The 18,728-nt window shown below is 29.5% G+C and carries 18 protein-coding genes; 11 read left to right on the top strand and 7 right to left on the bottom strand.

The window, feature by feature from the left end:
• The first annotated feature begins 48 nt into the window (after positions 1–48).
• From ACXIHB_RS04800 to ACXIHB_RS04750, 11 genes are all read left to right on the top strand, one after another.
• Positions 49–333 carry a helix-turn-helix domain-containing protein gene (locus ACXIHB_RS04800; protein WP_462099059.1) on the top strand — a complete coding sequence of 95 codons (285 nt, stop codon included), beginning with the start codon at positions 49–51 and terminating at the stop codon, positions 331–333.
• A gap of 5 nt (positions 334–338) precedes the next feature.
• A complete protein-coding gene (locus ACXIHB_RS04795) occupies positions 339–1,247 on the top strand; it encodes a hypothetical protein (RefSeq protein ID WP_462099058.1) in 909 nt (302 codons plus the stop codon).
• 85 nt (positions 1,248–1,332) lie between these two features.
• Positions 1,333–3,441, top strand: a complete 2,109-nt coding sequence (locus ACXIHB_RS04790) for an HsdM family class I SAM-dependent methyltransferase (protein WP_462099057.1) — start codon at positions 1,333–1,335, stop codon at positions 3,439–3,441.
• Complete coding sequence (locus tag ACXIHB_RS04785) at positions 3,438–4,790, top strand: restriction endonuclease subunit S (protein ID WP_462099056.1); 1,353 nt, start codon at positions 3,438–3,440, stop codon at positions 4,788–4,790. Before ACXIHB_RS04790 ends, ACXIHB_RS04785 begins: the two co-directional genes overlap by 4 nt.
• A 10-nt stretch (positions 4,791–4,800) precedes the next feature.
• Positions 4,801–6,744, top strand: coding sequence for a DUF262 domain-containing protein (locus tag ACXIHB_RS04780; protein WP_462099055.1), 1,944 nt, complete (start codon positions 4,801–4,803; stop codon positions 6,742–6,744).
• A 5-nt stretch (positions 6,745–6,749) separates the two neighbouring features.
• Positions 6,750–10,028 (top strand): DEAD/DEAH box helicase family protein, encoded by a 3,279-nt coding sequence (locus ACXIHB_RS04775; RefSeq protein ID WP_462099054.1) that lies wholly within the window; start codon positions 6,750–6,752, stop codon positions 10,026–10,028.
• 8 nt (positions 10,029–10,036) lie between these two features.
• A complete protein-coding gene (locus ACXIHB_RS04770) occupies positions 10,037–11,089 on the top strand; it encodes a hypothetical protein (protein WP_462099053.1) in 1,053 nt (350 codons plus the stop codon).
• Positions 11,055–11,222 carry a hypothetical protein gene (locus tag ACXIHB_RS04765; RefSeq protein WP_462099052.1) on the top strand — a complete coding sequence of 56 codons (168 nt, stop codon included), beginning with the start codon at positions 11,055–11,057 and terminating at the stop codon, positions 11,220–11,222. Before ACXIHB_RS04770 ends, ACXIHB_RS04765 begins: the two co-directional genes overlap by 35 nt.
• Positions 11,223–11,937: 715 nt before the next feature.
• On the top strand, positions 11,938–12,234 hold the full coding sequence (locus tag ACXIHB_RS04760) for a helix-turn-helix transcriptional regulator (protein ID WP_462099051.1): 297 nt from the start codon (positions 11,938–11,940) through the stop codon (positions 12,232–12,234).
• Positions 12,235–12,469: 235 nt separating this feature from the next.
• The gene (locus tag ACXIHB_RS04755; RefSeq protein WP_462099050.1) at positions 12,470–12,910 is read left to right on the top strand and encodes a DUF6943 family protein; all 441 of its coding nucleotides are present in this window, start codon (positions 12,470–12,472) and stop codon (positions 12,908–12,910) included.
• 137 nt (positions 12,911–13,047) lie between these two features.
• Positions 13,048–13,689: a DUF6266 family protein gene (locus ACXIHB_RS04750; RefSeq protein ID WP_462099049.1), complete on the top strand. Its 642-nt coding sequence runs from the start codon at positions 13,048–13,050 to the stop codon at positions 13,687–13,689.
• Positions 13,690–13,886: 197 nt separating this feature from the next.
• Here ACXIHB_RS04750 and ACXIHB_RS04745 read toward each other — a convergent pair whose 3' ends face one another.
• From ACXIHB_RS04745 to ACXIHB_RS04715, 7 genes are all read right to left on the bottom strand, one after another.
• On the bottom strand, positions 13,887–14,600 hold the full coding sequence (locus ACXIHB_RS04745; protein WP_462099048.1) for a hypothetical protein: 714 nt from the start codon (positions 14,598–14,600) through the stop codon (positions 13,887–13,889).
• A 264-nt stretch (positions 14,601–14,864) separates the two neighbouring features.
• Entirely contained in the window at positions 14,865–15,596 is a 732-nt protein-coding gene (locus tag ACXIHB_RS04740) for a GNAT family N-acetyltransferase (protein ID WP_462099047.1), read from the bottom strand.
• Positions 15,593–16,042: a DMT family transporter gene (locus ACXIHB_RS04735; RefSeq protein ID WP_047789591.1), complete on the bottom strand. Its 450-nt coding sequence runs from the start codon at positions 16,040–16,042 to the stop codon at positions 15,593–15,595. The genes ACXIHB_RS04740 and ACXIHB_RS04735 overlap by 4 nt, the downstream gene beginning before the upstream one ends.
• 51 nt (positions 16,043–16,093) lie before the next feature.
• The gene (locus ACXIHB_RS04730; protein WP_462099046.1) at positions 16,094–16,696 is read right to left on the bottom strand and encodes a Crp/Fnr family transcriptional regulator; all 603 of its coding nucleotides are present in this window, start codon (positions 16,694–16,696) and stop codon (positions 16,094–16,096) included.
• Between the two features lie 7 nt (positions 16,697–16,703).
• Entirely contained in the window at positions 16,704–17,648 is a 945-nt protein-coding gene (locus ACXIHB_RS04725; protein WP_394421613.1) for an XdhC family protein, read from the bottom strand.
• A 6-nt stretch (positions 17,649–17,654) separates the two neighbouring features.
• Positions 17,655–18,029 carry a hypothetical protein gene (locus tag ACXIHB_RS04720; RefSeq protein WP_462099045.1) on the bottom strand — a complete coding sequence of 125 codons (375 nt, stop codon included), beginning with the start codon at positions 18,027–18,029 and terminating at the stop codon, positions 17,655–17,657.
• Between the two features lie 129 nt (positions 18,030–18,158).
• Positions 18,159–18,728, bottom strand: a complete 570-nt coding sequence (locus ACXIHB_RS04715) for a GNAT family N-acetyltransferase (RefSeq protein ID WP_462099044.1) — start codon at positions 18,726–18,728, stop codon at positions 18,159–18,161.

Genomic DNA, 18,728 nt, shown 5'->3' with positions numbered 1-18,728 from the left:
CTAAAAACAGGTGCAATCTTGCGGTATAATTTCAAAATATATCAGCAAATGAGCGCAATTATTTTAACAGAACAACAGTACAAAGACCTTGTAAGTCGTTTAGACGAACTAAACAAAAAACTAGAAAAACAAAACCAAAAACCTCAAAATACTTTTTTAGATAACCAAGAGTTTATCCAGCTAATGAATATTAGCAAAAGAACAGCGCAGACTTGGAGAGACGAAGGTAAAGTATCATTCTCTCAAATAGGTAGTAAAATTTACTATCAAATGAGCGATGTACAAAAGCTATTAGATAAAAACTACAACAAAGCATTTAATAGCAGAAGGTAATTAAGTTGTACGATACATTAAAAATAAAGTATCAAGTAACCCAATTACCTAAAGAAGTTATAGAAAGAACTGAACAATCTTTTATATGGAAAGGATTAACTTGGAATCCTACTTTTAACGATGCAACTCAAAAAGTAAACGGTTACAAAACCAGAGTAAACAATTTAGATTTACGCTTAAAAGGAAATACTATATTTTGTAATAACTCATTACAAAAATGGTATATGGGTAATAATTACGAGCCTTTTACCTACATAGAAGTAGTAAAAGCAATAAAAAAATTAAACCAAACACTACCTTTTAATGTGTACGATGCTAAAGTGATTCTTTTAGCAGTTGGTATAGTTATAGAAGCAGAAGCAAAACCAATTCTTAATACTTGGTTAAGCTTAAACGGTAAACAACCAATACCAATGCTAGGCGTAAATAAACAATACGGTAAAAAATTCTATCTTACAGATTATAACGTAAAAGGCTATGATAAAACGTATGAGGTTAAAACGCATGACCGTAAAAAATTAAACAGGCAACTATTTCGATTTGAGTTAGAAATCTATACACGTAACTTAAATAAGCGTAAAAACGCTATAGATATTTACACTGTTAAAGATTTAATAGATAAAAAGAAATATCAAATGTTACTCGATGAGTTACAGAATAAGTATGAAAAAATAGATAAACAACAAGCTATTTCATTATCACAGCTTACTAATAAAGAAAAAGAAATACTAGCCTTGTTTCAAAATCAAGAAATACTACATCAATATAAAGTAGATCATTACGAGAGTTATCGAAAAAAAAGAACCACTTACAATAAAATAAAAAAACAATCTAACAGTCAGTTTTTAAGTTATATAAAGCAAAAATTAAAAGAAAGTGTACAAGCCCTTTTTAATACTTGTAATATAACCTAAAATTGGGGTAAAAATGAAATCTGATAAACCATAATATTTAATTAATATATATTTATATTTTTACCTCTAAAATTGAAAATAATTAATGAGCCAAAATATACTACAGTACGAATCTAAAGTATGGTCTACTGCCGACCTTTTAATTGGTGCAGGAATTAAGCAGTCAGACTTCCCAAAATATATGATGCCATACTTTGCAATGATAATGTTGGAAAGTAGATTAGTTAGGCATTACAAAGAGTTATTAAAAGACTTTGATGCAGAAACGATTAAAGACATTGAAAATATAGACGACTTTCTGGAAGAGTTTAAAGATTACAATATTGGGTATAATGATTTAGTAATTAGAAGTCAAAAAACACTAGCTGAAATATGCAGAAACGATAAAACTTTTGATAACGATTTTGATGCCTACTTAAAAGCATTCGACCCAGAAACAAAAGAGCTATTAGGTGTTGATAGAGGGAATACAGAAGAGAAGTATTTAGATATTTCAGGCGTAAGCGGTCAACTACGTAAAAAAGATATTCTTTTTGATACCGTAAAAAAATGGAGTGAGATTGATTTAACACCATTTAATAACTCGGACATAACAACTTTAGAAGAACACATCAAACGTAAATGGGCTGATATTTCTGCCGAAACTGCTGGAGAGCAATATACACCTGATGATATTATATCCTTAATTTCTGAAATTATTTTATCTAAAATTGAAGATAATAACGAGTTTTTAACCATATACGACCCAACCTGTGGTGGAGGTAACTTGCTTTTTGGTGTAGAAGATAGAATAAAAGAAAAGTTCAACAGACCAACAAAAACATACGGTGAAGATTGGAGCGATAGTTTATACGCTTTAGCAAAAATAGAAAGTCGTTTCCGTAATGATTCAGATATTAAGTACGGTAACACACTTACTAAAATTCATTTCATTGAAAAGCAATTTGATGTCATTGTAGCTAATCCACCTTACGGTGTAGATTGGAAAGGTTACAGAAAAGATATTGAAAATGATACTACAGAACGTTTTCACGCATTGCCTTCCATTTCAGATGGTCAATTTCTGTTTACACAGCATATTTTATCACAATTAGATACCAAAGGGTTATCAGTTGTAGTACATAACGGTTCAACCTTGTTTAGTGGCGATGCAGGTAGTGGTGAGAGTAACATTCGTAAATACTTCTTTGATAACGATTGGGTTGAGGCTATTATACAAATGCCAACAGATGAGTTTTTCAACACAGGTATTTATACCTATCTATGGATATTCAACAAAAACAAACCTCAAGAACGCAAAGACAAAGTAATGTTGATTGATGGTAGTAACTTTTGGGAGCCATTAAAAAAGAGTAAAGGTAAAAAGCGTAGAGAAATGGTTTTTGATAACAGAAAAACCATTGTTGATACCTTAACCGATTTTAAAGATACTGAACACGCAAAGGTATTTGATAAGTGGTATTTTTATTTCAACAAACAAGCTATAATGCTGACAAATGTAGATGAAAATGGTAAGACTTTTGAAGACCAATTACCTGTTAAAAAGAATAAACAAGGCGAAGAAATTAGAGCTAAATCCATAAAGTTAAATCCTACTAAAATAACGCAAGTTGTAGAAGAAGAAACAATTGAGCTTAAAGACTTTGAAATTACATCTTATGATACAAATAAGTACAGTGATTTAAAAGAATATTATGAGAATAACTTAAAGCCACTAGTGGCTAGTTTAGACTATAAAGAAGCAGACTTAAAAGTATATACAACCAAAACAAGCTATTATTTTGATGCAGATAAAGAAACAATTATTGAAGTTTCTAAAAATGAAGATGGGTCATTGAGCGAAGTCGAAATGGGTTGCGGTAAAATAGTAGTAAAAGCATCTTACAAAAAAGCGACTAAAACTAAAGAAGCACGTATTGAAATTTCTGTGGAGTTAACAGCTGATTATGAAAAAGATTATGAAATAATTCCTTACAGTCCTAACGAGGAAGAAAATCAACAGAATATTGCCGATTTTATGGCAAAATACATTACCAAACCTTTTGTTTATATAGAAAATACAATAGGGGTTGAAATCAATTTTAATAAGGTGTTTTACAAACCAGAACAATTACGTTCATTACAAGAAATCACATCGCATTTACAAAAATTAGAGAATAAATTGTTAATGCTAGATAAAGAATTAAATTTATGATTAAGTATCAACAATATATGGCAAGTGATGTAACTTGGCTTAATTCTATACCATCTCACTGGTCAATAAATCAAATAAAAAGGAATTTAAAATTACTTACCGACTATGATGCTAATGGTAGTTTTTCAAATATTGCAAAAAATGTTAACCGGGTAGAAGACTCAAAATTAAAATATGCTTGGTTTGTTAGAACTACGGATTTAGAAAAACACACTGATCAAACAGATATTCTTAAGGAATTTATTTGGATAGACAAAAGCACATATAATTATTTAGGCAAAACTAAATTGTTTGGTGGTGAGCTATTATTAGCCAAAAGAGGTGATATAGGTCGAATTTATATTATGCCGAAAACTGAATATCCAGCATCATTAGCACCAAATCTGTATTTAGCACGTCTAAATGAAAATATTATCACCTCTAAATTCGCTTATTATTTCTTGATATCCTCCTATGGTTTATACCAGTTAAATTTAAGAAATAAATCAACAACAATCGGTGCTCTATATAAAGATGATTTTAAGAGTATAGAGTTTGTGATACCACCACTAAAAGAACAAACCCAAATAGCCAACTATTTAGATGATAAAACCACTTTAATAGACAAAAAAATAAAACTGCTAAAACAAAAAATAAAGCATTATAAAGCTTATCGTAAAACCTTAATTAATGAAACAGTTACAAAAGGTTTAGACAAAACTGTAAAATTAAAAGATAGTGGTGTAAATTGGATAGGTGAAATCCCAGAGCATTGGGAGGTAAAAAGGTTGAAAGATTTATCTAATTTTATTAATGGTTTTGCATTTAATTCAAAAGAGTATATTGATTCGGGTATACCAATTATAAGAATTAGTAACATTTCAAATGATATAAATTTTGAGGAATGTAAATATGTAGATTCATCTTATTTAAAACTCGCAAAAGATTCATTAATAAAAGTTAATGATATATTGGTTGCTATGACAGGTGCAACTATAGGTAAAAATGCAATTTATAGAGAAGAAAAAAAAGCTTTGCTAAATCAGCGTGTTGGTATAATTAGAGCCAAAAAGCTCATTAATAATTTATTCCTTTTTCAATTAATAAAATCACAGATATTTAAAGATTATATTGATTTGTTATGCGGAGGTAGTGCTCAAGAAAATATTAGTAAAACTCAAATAGAAAATTTCTATATTCAATTACCGCCTTTAAAAGAACAACAACAAATAGCAGACTATTTAGATAGTAAAACAACAATTATTGATAAAATAGTAACCAATATAGAAACTCAAATAACTACTTTAAAAGAATTGCGTAAAACGGTAATTAATGAGGTAGTAACAGGAAAAGTAAAAGTAACAGCGTAAAAATAAAAAAATGGCTAAATTAATTGACGTAGAAGAAAGAGATATAGATTACATTTTTGGTAAAAATAAGCCCTATAGGTTAGATGTGTACCAAAGAGATTATAGATGGAGTGATAGTAAAGACTATAAAATAGTATCTCAATTATTGTGGGATATAGAGTTGCGTTTTGAAAACAATTTAAAAGTTAATAAGCGAAATAACATTGTAGAGTTACCTGAAATATTATCAGATGTTAGTGCCAATTTTAAAGCTTATTTTTTAAATACCATTATGTTAAATGAACAAGATGGTGATATATTTATTGTAGATGGTCAACAGAGGTTAACAACAATTCTTCTAATTCTAATTAAGTTATATCATATTGGTAAAAATAATATTGTAAGTAATATTATAAATGTTGAAAAAATACTAGGTGAAAAAATTTATGAAGAAGATAAAGCTGGAATAAAACACTTTAAAATATCTAACATTGATAGAAATAAAATTATTTCTAAAATATTTCATGAGGAAGAAATAAAAGATGAAGATATAAACAACATAACGCAATCTAACTTGGTTAATAACTATGCTGTTATTTCTAAATATTTTGATAAATATTTTGCAAATTCTAAAAATGAATTTGATAGTGTAAAATATAATTATTACATCTATAATCTTACTGAAAAAGTACTAATTATAGAGCAAGTTATTAAACACAAGGAGGATGTAGCAATGATCTTTGAAACAGCTAATGATAGGGGTAAGTCTTTAGAATCTCATGAGGTGTTAAAAGGAATGTTGTTAGGTGTTTTGGAAGGAGAAGAAAAAGAAGTTTGTAATACAATTTGGAATAATGCTTTAACTACTTTTTTTGATATTGATGGGAATTATAAAAATGTTGATGAGTTTTTTCGAACGTATTTTAGAGCTAAATATGCAGACAACAGAAGTCAATATGATAGCTTCGCAGGAAAATACCACAGGAATTTATTATCAAATGAAAAAATAATTAATGATCTAGATAGAAATAACCCCAATAAGATTAAAAGCTTTATAGAAAATGAGTTTTTATATTTTTATAAAACTTACATAGAGATTTTTAAAATAGCAAAAGAAGAGACTAATATTTGGGTTGGCTCAAATTACGCAAATGATAGAGGGCAACAAGCACTATTAATATTGTCGGCATTAAATTATAATGACAGTGAGAAAAGTCAAAAGATTGCTTTAATTGCTAAAAAAGTAGACCAGTTATTTACAATAGCAAAGTTGACTGGTTTTTATGATAATAATGCTCAGCAACAAGAATATCATAATATTAACAGAGAGATAAGAGGTAAAAGGGCGTCTGAGATAAATGAAATTTTCACTAATTTAATAGTTAAACATTTAAACAAACAAGGACTCCCTGTAAATTCTTATGAAGAAATTTTTCAATATACATACTTTCAATCAGCAAAAAATGATGGACGATTTACTAAATATATTTTAGCTAGAATTGACCATTATTTAGCAGACTTGTTAAGTGAACAATCTTTTGCTAAACAAGAGTCCCTTTATGAAATAACTCACAGTGGAAACAAACCTGTTAATGGTTTTCATACGGAACATATTTTCGCTTTCAATGATAAAATTATGAATGAATTTACAGATGAAAAAGGAGAATATGATGAAAATTTGTTTTTAAAAGAAAGAAATAGATTAGGAGCTGTAATATTATTAAAAGGGAATGAGAATATTAGACTTAGTAATTGGATATACAAAAGAAAAAGAAAATCTTATAGTGATAGTGGATTTATTTGGAATAGGATTTTAACTGATTCTATAAATAAAGCTTCTATTAATAGTTGTAATGATGATATAAAAGAACATTTTAAGTCTTATTTACCTAATGAAAAAGGTCTTTTAGATAAAGAGGTAATTGAAGAACGTCAAAAGTTACTTTTCAAAATTATAAAAAGGATATATAGTTAAAAACAATGGACGAACTAATACTACAAGATAAATACTTAATGAGTTTCTTTACCAATCCGACCAATGGTTTAGGGTATAAAGAAGTAAAAGCAAATACAGTATCAAAACTTCATTTTGTTGTTGAAGATTTAAAAGGGTTCATCAGCGAAACTACTTTAAATAAAAAAGCGTACAGAACATTATTAAAGAAGTTTGATAATAACGAAAAAGAGCTACTTCAAGAATTTCAAGAGTTTTTAAACAAACGTATTGGAGAATCTATGAATATGGCATTATTTATTAATAATAATAAATCCGTCACATTCAAAGGGGTAAAAATTAATCTCTTTTATCCAAGTGGCAGTATAACGCACGGAGATAAATTATTTGAAGAAAATATATTTTCTGTAGTACAAGAGTTGCCATATATGTACCATTATCAAGGTAAAAAACAGTTTAGTTTTAGACCAGATATTACCTTTTTTGTCAATGGTATATTTTTAGGCTATTCAGAGCTTAAATCAAACTACAATAATCAAACAGCTAGTAAAGATGGTAAAACCAAAATAGCTAACGACTATCAAAAAGCAGTAACTAATTATTTAGAAATAGCAGATGGTAATGATGTAGATAAAAGCATTCGCAAAGACTTTTTAAAAATATTTGAAAAGGCAATACATATAACAACTACAGATGTTCAAGATACGTTTATCATTAGAAACATAGGTAATCACTTTGATACCATAAAAGCTAAAGTTGAAGATAAATCCTTTGATTTTGAAGAGTATAAAACTAAAGTAACTTACGATTTAAAATCATATCCAGTACTAAACAGAGAAGCCAACAAACAAGAACGCTTTGAAGAAGTTTTTAAAGCATTGTATGGCAAAAAAATGATAGAGCGCGAGATATTGTATTACAACTTTATTGAGCGTGAATTAGTAAAATCAGAAAAAGGAAAACAAAAAGAATACAAGCATAATGATGGTAGGCTAATAGCACCAAGACCAAAACAAAAATTTGGTGCAGATAAAATTATTAGCAAAATTGATGAGTTTTTAGAACACGAAGACGAGCCAGATTATTTCATAAATAAACTACGTCAACAACTAACTGAAAAAGGTTTAGGAGCTTCACAAATTGAAGAGTTAATTACTAAAAGACAGAAGTACCAAAACAACAAAAACGTCTATTCTTTACTACTACAATATGCAGCAGGTTTTGGTAAAAGTAACATCATAGGTTGGTCATCTTTAATGTTGAAAGATTTACGTAAAAATGATGAGTTTGTCTATGATAAAATAATGTTGGTTGTAGATAGGGTGCAATTACGTGATCAGTTAGATAGTAAAATGTATAATATGAATATTGCTAATAGTATGTTTATAGAGGCTAATAGTAAAAAATCATTTTTAGAAGCCTTAAATACAGATAAACGTATTGTTGTAGTCAATCTTCAAAAGTTCAATTCAATAAGAGAGTTTTTAGATGATGAGGTAGTAAAGACATTATCAACTTTGCGTATTGCTTTTTTAATTGATGAAATACACCGTTCAAATAGTGGTACACAGCACGAAGAAATGGTATCCTTATTTGATGAGTTACAAAACAGTTTCGATTCTAATAAAGAGTATAAAAAGGAATACAAAAAGAAAAACTTAATCATAGGTTTTACTGCTACACCAAGCGATGTTACTTTAGCACGTTTTGGGGAGTATAATAAATATGCCGAAGCCGAAAAAATATGGGTTCCGTTCGATAGTTATACAATGAAAGAAGCTATTGAAGATGGTTATATTTTAAATCCAATTAAAGGTATTGTTCCGGTATCAGCTAAAATGTATTTTGAAAAGCCAGATGATGCAACAGAAGGTTTTGAGGGAGATACAGGATACTATGAGCAATCGTTACCTGATAATCCAGATGCTGGTGTTGATGCTAATGGCAAAAAATACAGAATTAGTAAAAAGAACATTTACGAGAACGAAGAACGTATTGAAGCTATTTCAAAGTTTGTTGCCAAACGATTAGTAACTGCGGTTTATCACAATATTCGTGGTACAGCAAAAGCAATGTTTGCAGCTTCTTCTATTAAAGCAGCTATAAAATATCGTAAGTATATACAGCAGTATTTTAATGAATTAGTAGAAGAAAAGAAATATGAACGTTTTAAAGATGCACCAATCTATATAGTGTATAGTTCAGATGGTCAAAAGTATGAAAGCGCAACAACGTTAAATGGTAGTTTATCAGAAGCTAAAGTGTTGCAAAATTTTGCTATCAAAAAAAATGGTTTAATCATAGTAGTAGACAAATTACAAACAGGTTTTGATGAACCTAAATTACATACCTTATTTTTAGATAAAGAGATTAGCGGTATCAATGCGATACAAACAATTTCAAGAGTTAATAGAACAGCAGGTAAGTATAAAAAGGATTGTAAAATTATTGACTTGTCTTACAAGAATGTAAACGTTAATAATATAAAACAGGCGTTCGAGCATTTCAGTAATGTTGTTGTAAGTGATTTTGATCCATTAGGGCAAGAACAACTATTACAAGAAATATACGAGGGCTTAAATCAAGATAATATCTTCAAACAACATTTTCAATCCTTTAAACTCTATCAACAAGGAAAAAAAGAAGATATTCAGCCTATTTTAGATTTAGAAAACACAATTACCCAATTTGTAAGAAAGCAACCAGACGAAGCTAAAAAGCTAAAGCATAACATTAATAAATATTTCAAAATATTAAATCTAATAGCATTTGTAATAGAAATTGATGATAAGTATAGCGATGAATATTTTACAGAGTTTTGGTATAGATATAGTATATTATATAATTCATTAACAGGTACAACAGAGTTAATAGATGATGTTGAAGTGTATTTTGATAACAGAATAGGTATAGTTGCACCACCAGAAGAAGTAGATAAACCCGAGAGAAAATCAATAGCAAAAGAACCAGGAGCAAGTTACGGTGGTAAACAGTATAAGTTTGATATTTTAGCAGTGATAGAAAAACGTAATGAAGAAGAAGAAGAAATTGAAGCCTTAATAGTAGATTTTCAAAATAAAATAGAAGCCTTTTTCGAATATGTAAATAAGGAAGGTGCTCGTTTAATTGCCAAAATGAAAAGCACTAAAACCGTTTTTGATGAAGACGAAATCTATAAAGACTTTGAAATAATCTATAAAAAATACATCAGAAGAAATCGTAAAACATTAGGTCAATTCTTCATTAAAGAAACAGAAGATATAGTAAACCAACTTTGCGATGATTTTGAAAAGAGTTTAAATTAATTTTTGTTATGAGTTTTTATAAAAAAAATAGAAATCCTTATACAAGGAAACTAAAAAAGCCCAGATACTTTACAATTCATACACCTGTAGATATCTGGAGTCATATTTATGGTCTGTCTTCTTCAATAGGTTTAATAATTACCATTGGTATAATAGTTTATAATTATATAAATCCTAATGAGAATAAAGATTTCAATTACATTTTAACAATTTTAGTTTTTTTGTTAGCTTCTGTACTCTTTATGTTTTTAATAAGTGTAATTTATTATAGTAACCGTTTAAAAAAATATTCACAAATACCAGCTGATTATAGTTTTTTAAAAGAGCAAACAGAACGTCATGATATAATCCTAAATCAAATATGTGAGTGTTCACATATAGTAACACATTATTACAGGAATTTAGATTTCATGTTGCAGGATATAATTGATAAAGATGAAGATGTATTGAAAGAAGACGAGTTGATTAGTGCAATTAATAAATTTGATTACTTCCTAATCAATATTACTACTAATTTACAATCTTACTTCAGTCAAATAACAGATGATAACTGTTCAATTACAATTAAATTGTTAAATTTTAATGATTCAATCGAAGAAAATGAACCTTTAGTTCGTACTTATTTTAGAGATCCTGTCAATTTTAAAAAACGCCGTAACTCAGACTCAATTTGTAGCCCTTGTTCAGTTAATGATAATACTGCTTTTTCAATTATAATGGATTCTAATTATCAAAATATTTATTTTTCGGAAGATAGATTACCTGATCTTTACGAGAACCATCAATATAAAAACCCAAACTTAGATTGGCACAAGTATTATCATAGTACTTTAGTAGTTCCTATTTCGATTGTTACTGGAAAAGACAGTAGGATTGTATTAGGTTTTTTATCAGTTGATAATTTTAAAGGAGGGTTAGCGACAAATAGTAATAAAGAATATTTGTTTTTTATCGCAGATTTGTTATATTTAGCTTTCAGTAAGTTTAATGATATTATTGAATTAGCTAAACTTAAAAACTTAAAAAATGAAAAAATCGACAGGTACACGAATTGGAATTAGTGTGGATAAATCTTCTGCTGCAAAAAAAGTGATAATTAGAGATACTGTTTTTAGAAAGGGTTCTGTTTTAAATTCAAATAATAATTTTTACAGAGAAGAGAAGGTATCAATAGGGTTTAAAGTGAGGAGGTAAGTCAATTAAATAATTCTCCCCACAAAATAAAACCCAGTTTTTTCGTATCTCAAACCCCTCTGTCTTTTATTTTGTTCCGCTTGCCAATGCGCTTGTAGTTTTTGGTTGCTAAGTCTCACACAGCATATTACTTGTTTTATTTAAACGTTTATATTTTAATAAATAAGTACAATAAAAAAGTAAAAAGCTGTTGCCAACGCTCATACCAAAAACTACCCAAAGCTATGTTTACATAACAGGTAGTTATAGCCCTCTTTCGTAAACTACAGGGTCTATAACCTAATTATGTAAAATAGCCGCTATTCCAACGCTCAATTTACAACTACAAAGAGTAATTAGTTATCTCATTCAAGCTGCACAAAACCATCGTTAAGTCCAAGTATTCCTTACCTCAAGTCTTTGTTTGTTTCATTTCGTTAACAAATATCATAGTCCACTTTTCCCCACCACCCAAGTCAGCGGTTATAAAAAAATAGGTTTATAAAGTGTAGTGCTACGCCATAGCATATTCCTTTTTATCGTACCTCAAAAAAGCAATAAGCTATTGTCTAAAAGTCCTGTATAAGTAGCTTTTTTAAATGCTGTTTTATCAAACAACTATTTAAAACGCTACCCATACAATCGCTACATCCAACGCTCAATTTTGCAATAACCTATTTTTTTTAAGAGTTTATACCCCAAAAAGTATAAAACAATAAACTAAAAACAAATTAAGATGATTACAAAAACTATTCAAATCACAGAAGTTGCAGTAGAGGAATTAGCAGATGAGGTCGCAAATAAGTTAATGCTTAAAATTGAAAACTACCTAAAAGAGTTATCTAAAAAGAAAAATGATGAAATACTTACAAGACAGGAAGTAGCCGATTACTTAAAGATAAGTTTTGCAACAATATACTCTTGGAATAAACACGGTATTTTAAATCCAATTCGTATGGGTAACAGAGTTTTTTACAAAAAACAAGACATATTAAATGTTTTAGAACAACAAAAAATAAATAAAAAAAAGTAGCAAATGTATGTGGCTGCAACAGCCAACGCGTAAGGCTATAAAGGTCAAGCCCTGCGGGTTTTAAATAAAACTTTTTAATAGCCTTTTCTATTTTATCAAATATTTTTACTCAAAAAAACTTTTATCCAAAAACCTTGACAGCCTTATCCACGCCACAATAATAGAAGCTATCATTTTTTTCTTTTCAAAAAATAATGGTGCGAAGCGTAGCGAAGCAATTTTAAATTGGATAGCTATGTCAACTTTTGAACTGAAAACCCACCAAATCGGAAGAACCTACTCGAACCCTCATTTTTTTATCCTAAACAAAGGACTTAACAGCGGAAAACCTCTTTCAAATCCTTGTCCTAACTGTTTTGTAGTAATCACAAAAACCGAAACAGATAAAAACACGCTTTTTCATTTATCTATGATGTTGCAAATAGGCGGTTTTTACGCTTATTATTTAAAGGGTAGTGTTATTCCGTTTATTTCTGTAGATGATTGCAGAAACACGCTTAAAAAAAGTTTAAAATCTACTTTAAACATAAACGACCAGATGCAAAAGCATATTAAAGCGGTTGAGGTTATCAGTAAAAAAGAAAAGGAGCTACAAAATGTCATTGATAAAATGGCAGTTTTAAAGGTTGCATACATTCGTAATTGTTTCAAACTAATGCAAACAAAAGAAGCTTAATGCAAAGGCATCTCACAAGCCTAAAACAGTAACAAAATGGCATAATTCTCGTTATATTAGTAATGAAAACAAGGCTTAAAAGCAATGTCAAGTCCGTACCAAGTCCGAACAAGTATTAATTTTAAATAGTAATAAAAATGGGAAAGATTTCACAAGGTATTTTAGGAGGATTATCAGGTAAAGTAGGTAATGTTATAGGTGGTAATTGGAAAGGTATTGACTATATCAGAATAAAACCATCTAGTGTAGCAAACCCAAGAACTGAAGGGCAAGTAAATCAACGTAATAAATTTACTATCACGTTGGAATACTTACAAGCAAACAAAGATTTTGTAAAAATTGGTTACAAGTCTTTTGCAACAAAAAAAACAGAGTTTAATGCAGCAATGTCTTATGTGTTAAATAATGCGGTAGGAGGTACGGCACCTAACTTTACGATAGATTATTCATTAGCTCTTTTAAGTAGAGGTTCTTTATCAGGTGTTTTAAATGGTACAACAGATTTAGCAACACCAGGACAAGTGGATTTTGGTTGGGGAGATAACTCGGCAGAGGGTAACGCAAATGCAACGGATAAAGTAATGGTGTTGGTTTACAATCCAAGTAAAAAAGAATCTGTTTATATTTTAGATGGTGCAGACAGAACAGCAGGTTCTCAATCGGTAACAATTCCAAATACCTATGCAGGAGACACAGTAGAGCTATTTATGGCGTTTGTTTCTGCAGATGGTAGTCAAGTATCAAATAGTGTGTATTTAGGCTCTGGTACGGCTGCTTAATAACTTTAAGTTTAAATACATTTTGAAAATCGTTTCTATTAATTTAGAAGCGGTTTTTTTATACCTTTAGATCACTTCTAATTATAGGTTAAAATGTTATACCTATGTTGTACCTTTTTTAATTAAATCCATTAACCCTCTTTATTTATAGGGGTTTGTTGAGTTAATTAATATAATACATTGTTGGTAATAGTTGTTTAAACCTTTGTAGGCTCAACTACTAATTTCCCTTCATAATTTTTATTCCAATTCAAAATAATAAATATTTTAAAATTTTTCTCTTTCATTTTCAAATCTTCATTCATTCTTTTGTATTCAAACTTGTTGTTCAATTCTTGTTTTATTTTCTCATTGAAGTTTTTTCTAGCGTTAAGGTTAAATGGTTTAATCCTTTTAACTTTAAAATTGGAATCTAAAATAGCTTCATAAATGAATGCTCCATTAATATTTTGCTCAAAAAGATTTGAGTTTAGTTTTTCTTTGGTTAACTGCCTTATATTCCGAGTTGTTTGCTGATAAATTCTTTTTTGAGTAATTTCTCTTAAAATAGATAGAATTTCTTTGTTTGGAATATTCCTAGCTAAACAAAATGAAGTTGCAAGAAATCCCAGTTCATTTTGGTAAGCAAAAATGAAATATTCAGAGTTCAATTCTGGTAAGAAACCACAAGAACTTCCTTCTTGACTTTCAATAAATAATTCAGCATTTTCATTTCCTATAAACTGTTCTTTAACTTTATATTCAGCTTTATAAATTCCTTCAAATTTTTCTATTTTTTTTAAAGAGGTGAACTTTATAATTCCAACAAATTCAATTCCTGAAAGTGTATTAGTTAATCTCAGTTGAGAACAGCTACATGCAAAACTTGTATATGATGAAAATATCAGTAATATTAAAGTTATCTTTCTCATTTTTTAATTATTGCCAACTAGTTATATATCTGTAATAAAATCACTAAAACAGCCTTAAATAGTAGAATAATTAGAAGGTATAGCAATTTTTACTCCTCCAAATATAAAAAAGTAAGATAAAAAAGTGCAACTTTTTTATCGGGTCAACACTTCCTGCCTAAGGGGAGTAACACTCCCTCGGTAAGGGGAGTGATGTTTCCAGCTTAAAGGGAGTAACACCAAACAACAAAAAAAGATAAAATATTCGTATTGTGTAGAAAATTGTTAGTTTGTTGTATTGAGTATATAGTTCTCCATTAAAAAGTCTAAAGAAAATCCTAGTTTTAAATACATTTCTTTAGCCATTTCAGAGGCTTGCAACGTAGCTAAGGATAAGTTGTTGTCAATAGCTTTATTCAATGTGTGACGCATAATTTCGGTAGCAAAACCTTGTTTTCTTTTTTCTGGTATAATACCTAAGCTGTGCAAACCAGCAATCGTATTTGTGGTGTATAAAATTACGGTTCCAACAAGTTCTTGTTCAAAATAAACAAGATAGTAGGGGATGATTTCTTTAGTTTTTAAAATGGTTGCTGTGCTTATTTCGTAATTAAAGGCTTTAAAAAAAGCGTTGCTCCAAATGTTAGCTTCTTCTGTGTTTTCTACTCTTTTAAAATCGATCTGTCTTTGCGTTTCGAACTTTTCTTTTAGTTCTAAACTCATTCCATATTGTGTAGACTTTAACTGAATTTTAGCATCAAGTTCCATATTATTTTCTTGACTTGATAGTGTAAATAAAGAAAATGTAAAATACTTATCTTCTCCTAACATTTGTTGCTGTACTTCTTTTAGTTGGTTTTCAGAAGGAGAGAGGTTAGTCCAAATTCTATTAGGCCATTGGGTATTTTCAATATAAGCGCTTTCAAAAGATGTTTCTTTATGATAGCCTTGATATGGAGCCGCAGCAGTTTTCCATAAAGAGGTTAAATTATTAATATTTGATACTATTTTTTTCATTTTGAGTTGATTAAAAGAATACTAATTGCCATGAAAATAATTCCAATACATTTTTTGGTAGTTATAGGCTCAACAGGTAGGTTTAACCAACCAAATTTTCCTGCGAATAACGAAAAAATCAATTGACCACATAAGCCAAAAGCAATCATTTTTGAAATTCCTAGCTTTGGTATGGTGTAAAAATAAAGAGAAATACCAATCATGCTAAAAAGCCCGCCAATAAACCATAAATACCAAGGTACTTGTTGCGCTATAGTTAGTTGAATACTTTCTTCTTTGAATAGAAAGATGAATAAGCACCCAAAAATAGCACTAGCTATAGAGGTGGCTATAACAGCAATAATAGGTTGCTTTACAATAGCACCTAATTGTGTGTTAAATCCTGCTTGAACAGCTAGTGAAACCCCACCAATAAAGGCCAAAAAGTATAAAAAGAATATTTTCATACTGCAAAGATGGAAAGGAAATAACACCTTTTTCTTTACATATGTTGATTGCTATACAGTTTTTTTTATGCTCTTACGTATTCGGCTTAATTGAGTAGGAGTGATACCTAAGTGAGAGGCAATATAGTGTAAGGGTATTCTATTTTCTATGTTTGGATTAGCCTTTACAAAATCGAGATAACGTTCTTTAGCTTCTTTTAAAACAATATCAATTTCTCGTTTTTCTTTATCAATTACCCAATTTTTTTCAAGATAAGCAATATAGAAGTTTTGTAAATCTTGGTTTTCTCTAATAAGTTGTCTGTATACATCATACGGAAAACTAATAATTGTAGAGTCTTCTATAACTTCCAGAGAAAACTGAGAAGGTGTATTAGTAAGTGACGATACTACAGAACCTACAAAACTCTCTGGTAAAAAAATGTTTTTGTGGTATAACGTACCATCTTTATGTAAAAAACACGAAACTACAGCACCTTTGTAAAGAATATGAACGTGTTTTGATATTTTACCAAAAGGTAATAGAGTGGTTCCTTTTTTTAAATCATGAATTTTTGCAGCTGAAAACAAAGAAGAAATGGAATCGTCGCTCACCGTAGCATAACGATTAAAAACGCTTGTTAAAAAGGTTTTATATTCATTAGGTTGATTCATTATTCGTTTAGGTGTTTTTAATTTGAATAATTTGTGCCGCAATACTTACCGCTATTTCCTCAGGGGTTTCACTTTTTATAGAAAGCCCTATAGGTGCGTGAACTTTGTTTAATTCTTCTTGAGTAAATCCTTCATTTTGTAAAACTTCCCACATCGTTTGCAACTTTGCTTTGCTACCTAAAACTCCTAAAAATTGATAGTTATTTTTAAGGAGTTTACTCAATACCAACTTGTCATCAGTATATTTATTGGTCATAATAGCTACATAGCTTGAAGAAGATTCTTCTATGTAGTTTTCAATATCGTTATAATCAATAACCTGTTTTTTATGAGCAGTTTGGTTGTTTTCTAAAGTGTTGAGGTTTTCTCGATTGTCAAAAACAACTACATAGAAACCAAGTTTAACAAAGAGTTCAGAAACAGCAACGCCTACATGTCCACCACCAACAATGTATAAGGTTTCTTTAAAACCAATATGTTCTTTAAAGTACCAATCTTCTTTTGAGTTGATGGTATATTCAAATTGATTATCTAGAGTATGAGAAGTAAAATCAAATAGGGTAGGAGATAAATGTAATATTCCTTTTTTACCGTGTTGTAAAGAAGAAATAATAGTTGAAATTATTGAAATATGTTTAGAGTCTAAGCAATGAAAGGCCACAGTTTGTTCACCAGAGCAAATCATACCCGAACCATCTTTGATATTTCCTTTATGGATTTGTTTTTTGATGAATGTTGGCGGATTCTCTTGTTGCAACAATTGTTTTGCTTCTTCAACGAGCGCAAACTCCATAACACCACCACCTACAGAACCGAAAATAAAACCATCTTCAGCAATTAACATTTTAAAGCCTTTTCGACCAGGAGAACTGCCAAGGTTTTCAATTACCGTTAGAAGGTATACCTTCTGCTTATTTTGAAGTTTTGTATGTAGTTGTTGCCAAAAAGTCATAAAAATTTACTTAAAAATGGTTTCGCTTAGGGCATAATAAATAGCCATTAGTGCAGAAAAAATAGCACTGGCTAAAAAACGCCAATCGAGTTTTACTTTATTTTGAATGATAAAGTTAGCGATAAACGAAATAGGAATGTTTACTAAAAATGACCAACAAGCAACAATGAATAAGTTACTGGTTATTTGTTCAAAATTCCCAGAAAATAATTTGATAAACAGCAAATGTCTAAAAATCCAAAGTGGATTAAAGTACGCAATCGCTAATATTGTTTTTGCTATAGTTCTTTTGAGTCCGCTATTGTTGGCTGTCTTTTTTTCTATCCAATTAAAATAATTGGGTATTTCAAAAGCATAAACAGTAGCACCAATAAGTACCATTCCGAGAAGTCTGTATACTGAAAACTCGTTTAGTAAAAGGGATGCAATGGTATCTCCAATGCTATAAATTAACGCACCCCTAAATATATTCTGTTTGGTGTATTGTAGTTTGATATTGTCTATTTTTAATTAAACGAAATCTGATTTTAATAACGAGTAAATTTCGCTGTCTAAAAACTTTCCGTTATAAAAGTAGTTCTCTCTAAAATAGGCTTCTTTTTGAAAACCTAATTTTAAAAGAATACTTCTTGAATTTTGATTTTTAGGGTTTATGTTGGCTTCTAAACTATGAAGGTTGAATGTGTTAAAAGCAAAGTGAATTAAGGTGTTCATAGCTTCTTTCATATAACCTTTTCCCCAATAATCAGGGTTTAATACATAGCCTATTTCACCTCTAAAGTTTTGTTTGTCTAATCTCCATATTCCAAAATCACCAATAAGAATATTGTTTTCTTTGTGCGTAATAGCCCAAGTAATTCCGTTTCTATCTTTAAAAGCTTGTTGAATAAGTGCTATTCTTTTTTCAATGTCTTTGGGAGATTGAGGAACTTCAGAGTCTAGGTATTTAGAAACTTGAGGATGAGTTCTAACGTTAAATAGTTCAGAGGCATCAGCCTTTGTGTATTCTCTAAATAAAAGTCTGTTACTCTCTAATTTAGGAAACGTATCAAAAATACTTTCGTTTATTGCGTATGTCAT

The sequence above is a fragment of the Tenacibaculum sp. IMCC1 genome (assembly GCF_054906355.1).
This window is presented reverse-complemented; position numbering and strand designations above follow the sequence as displayed.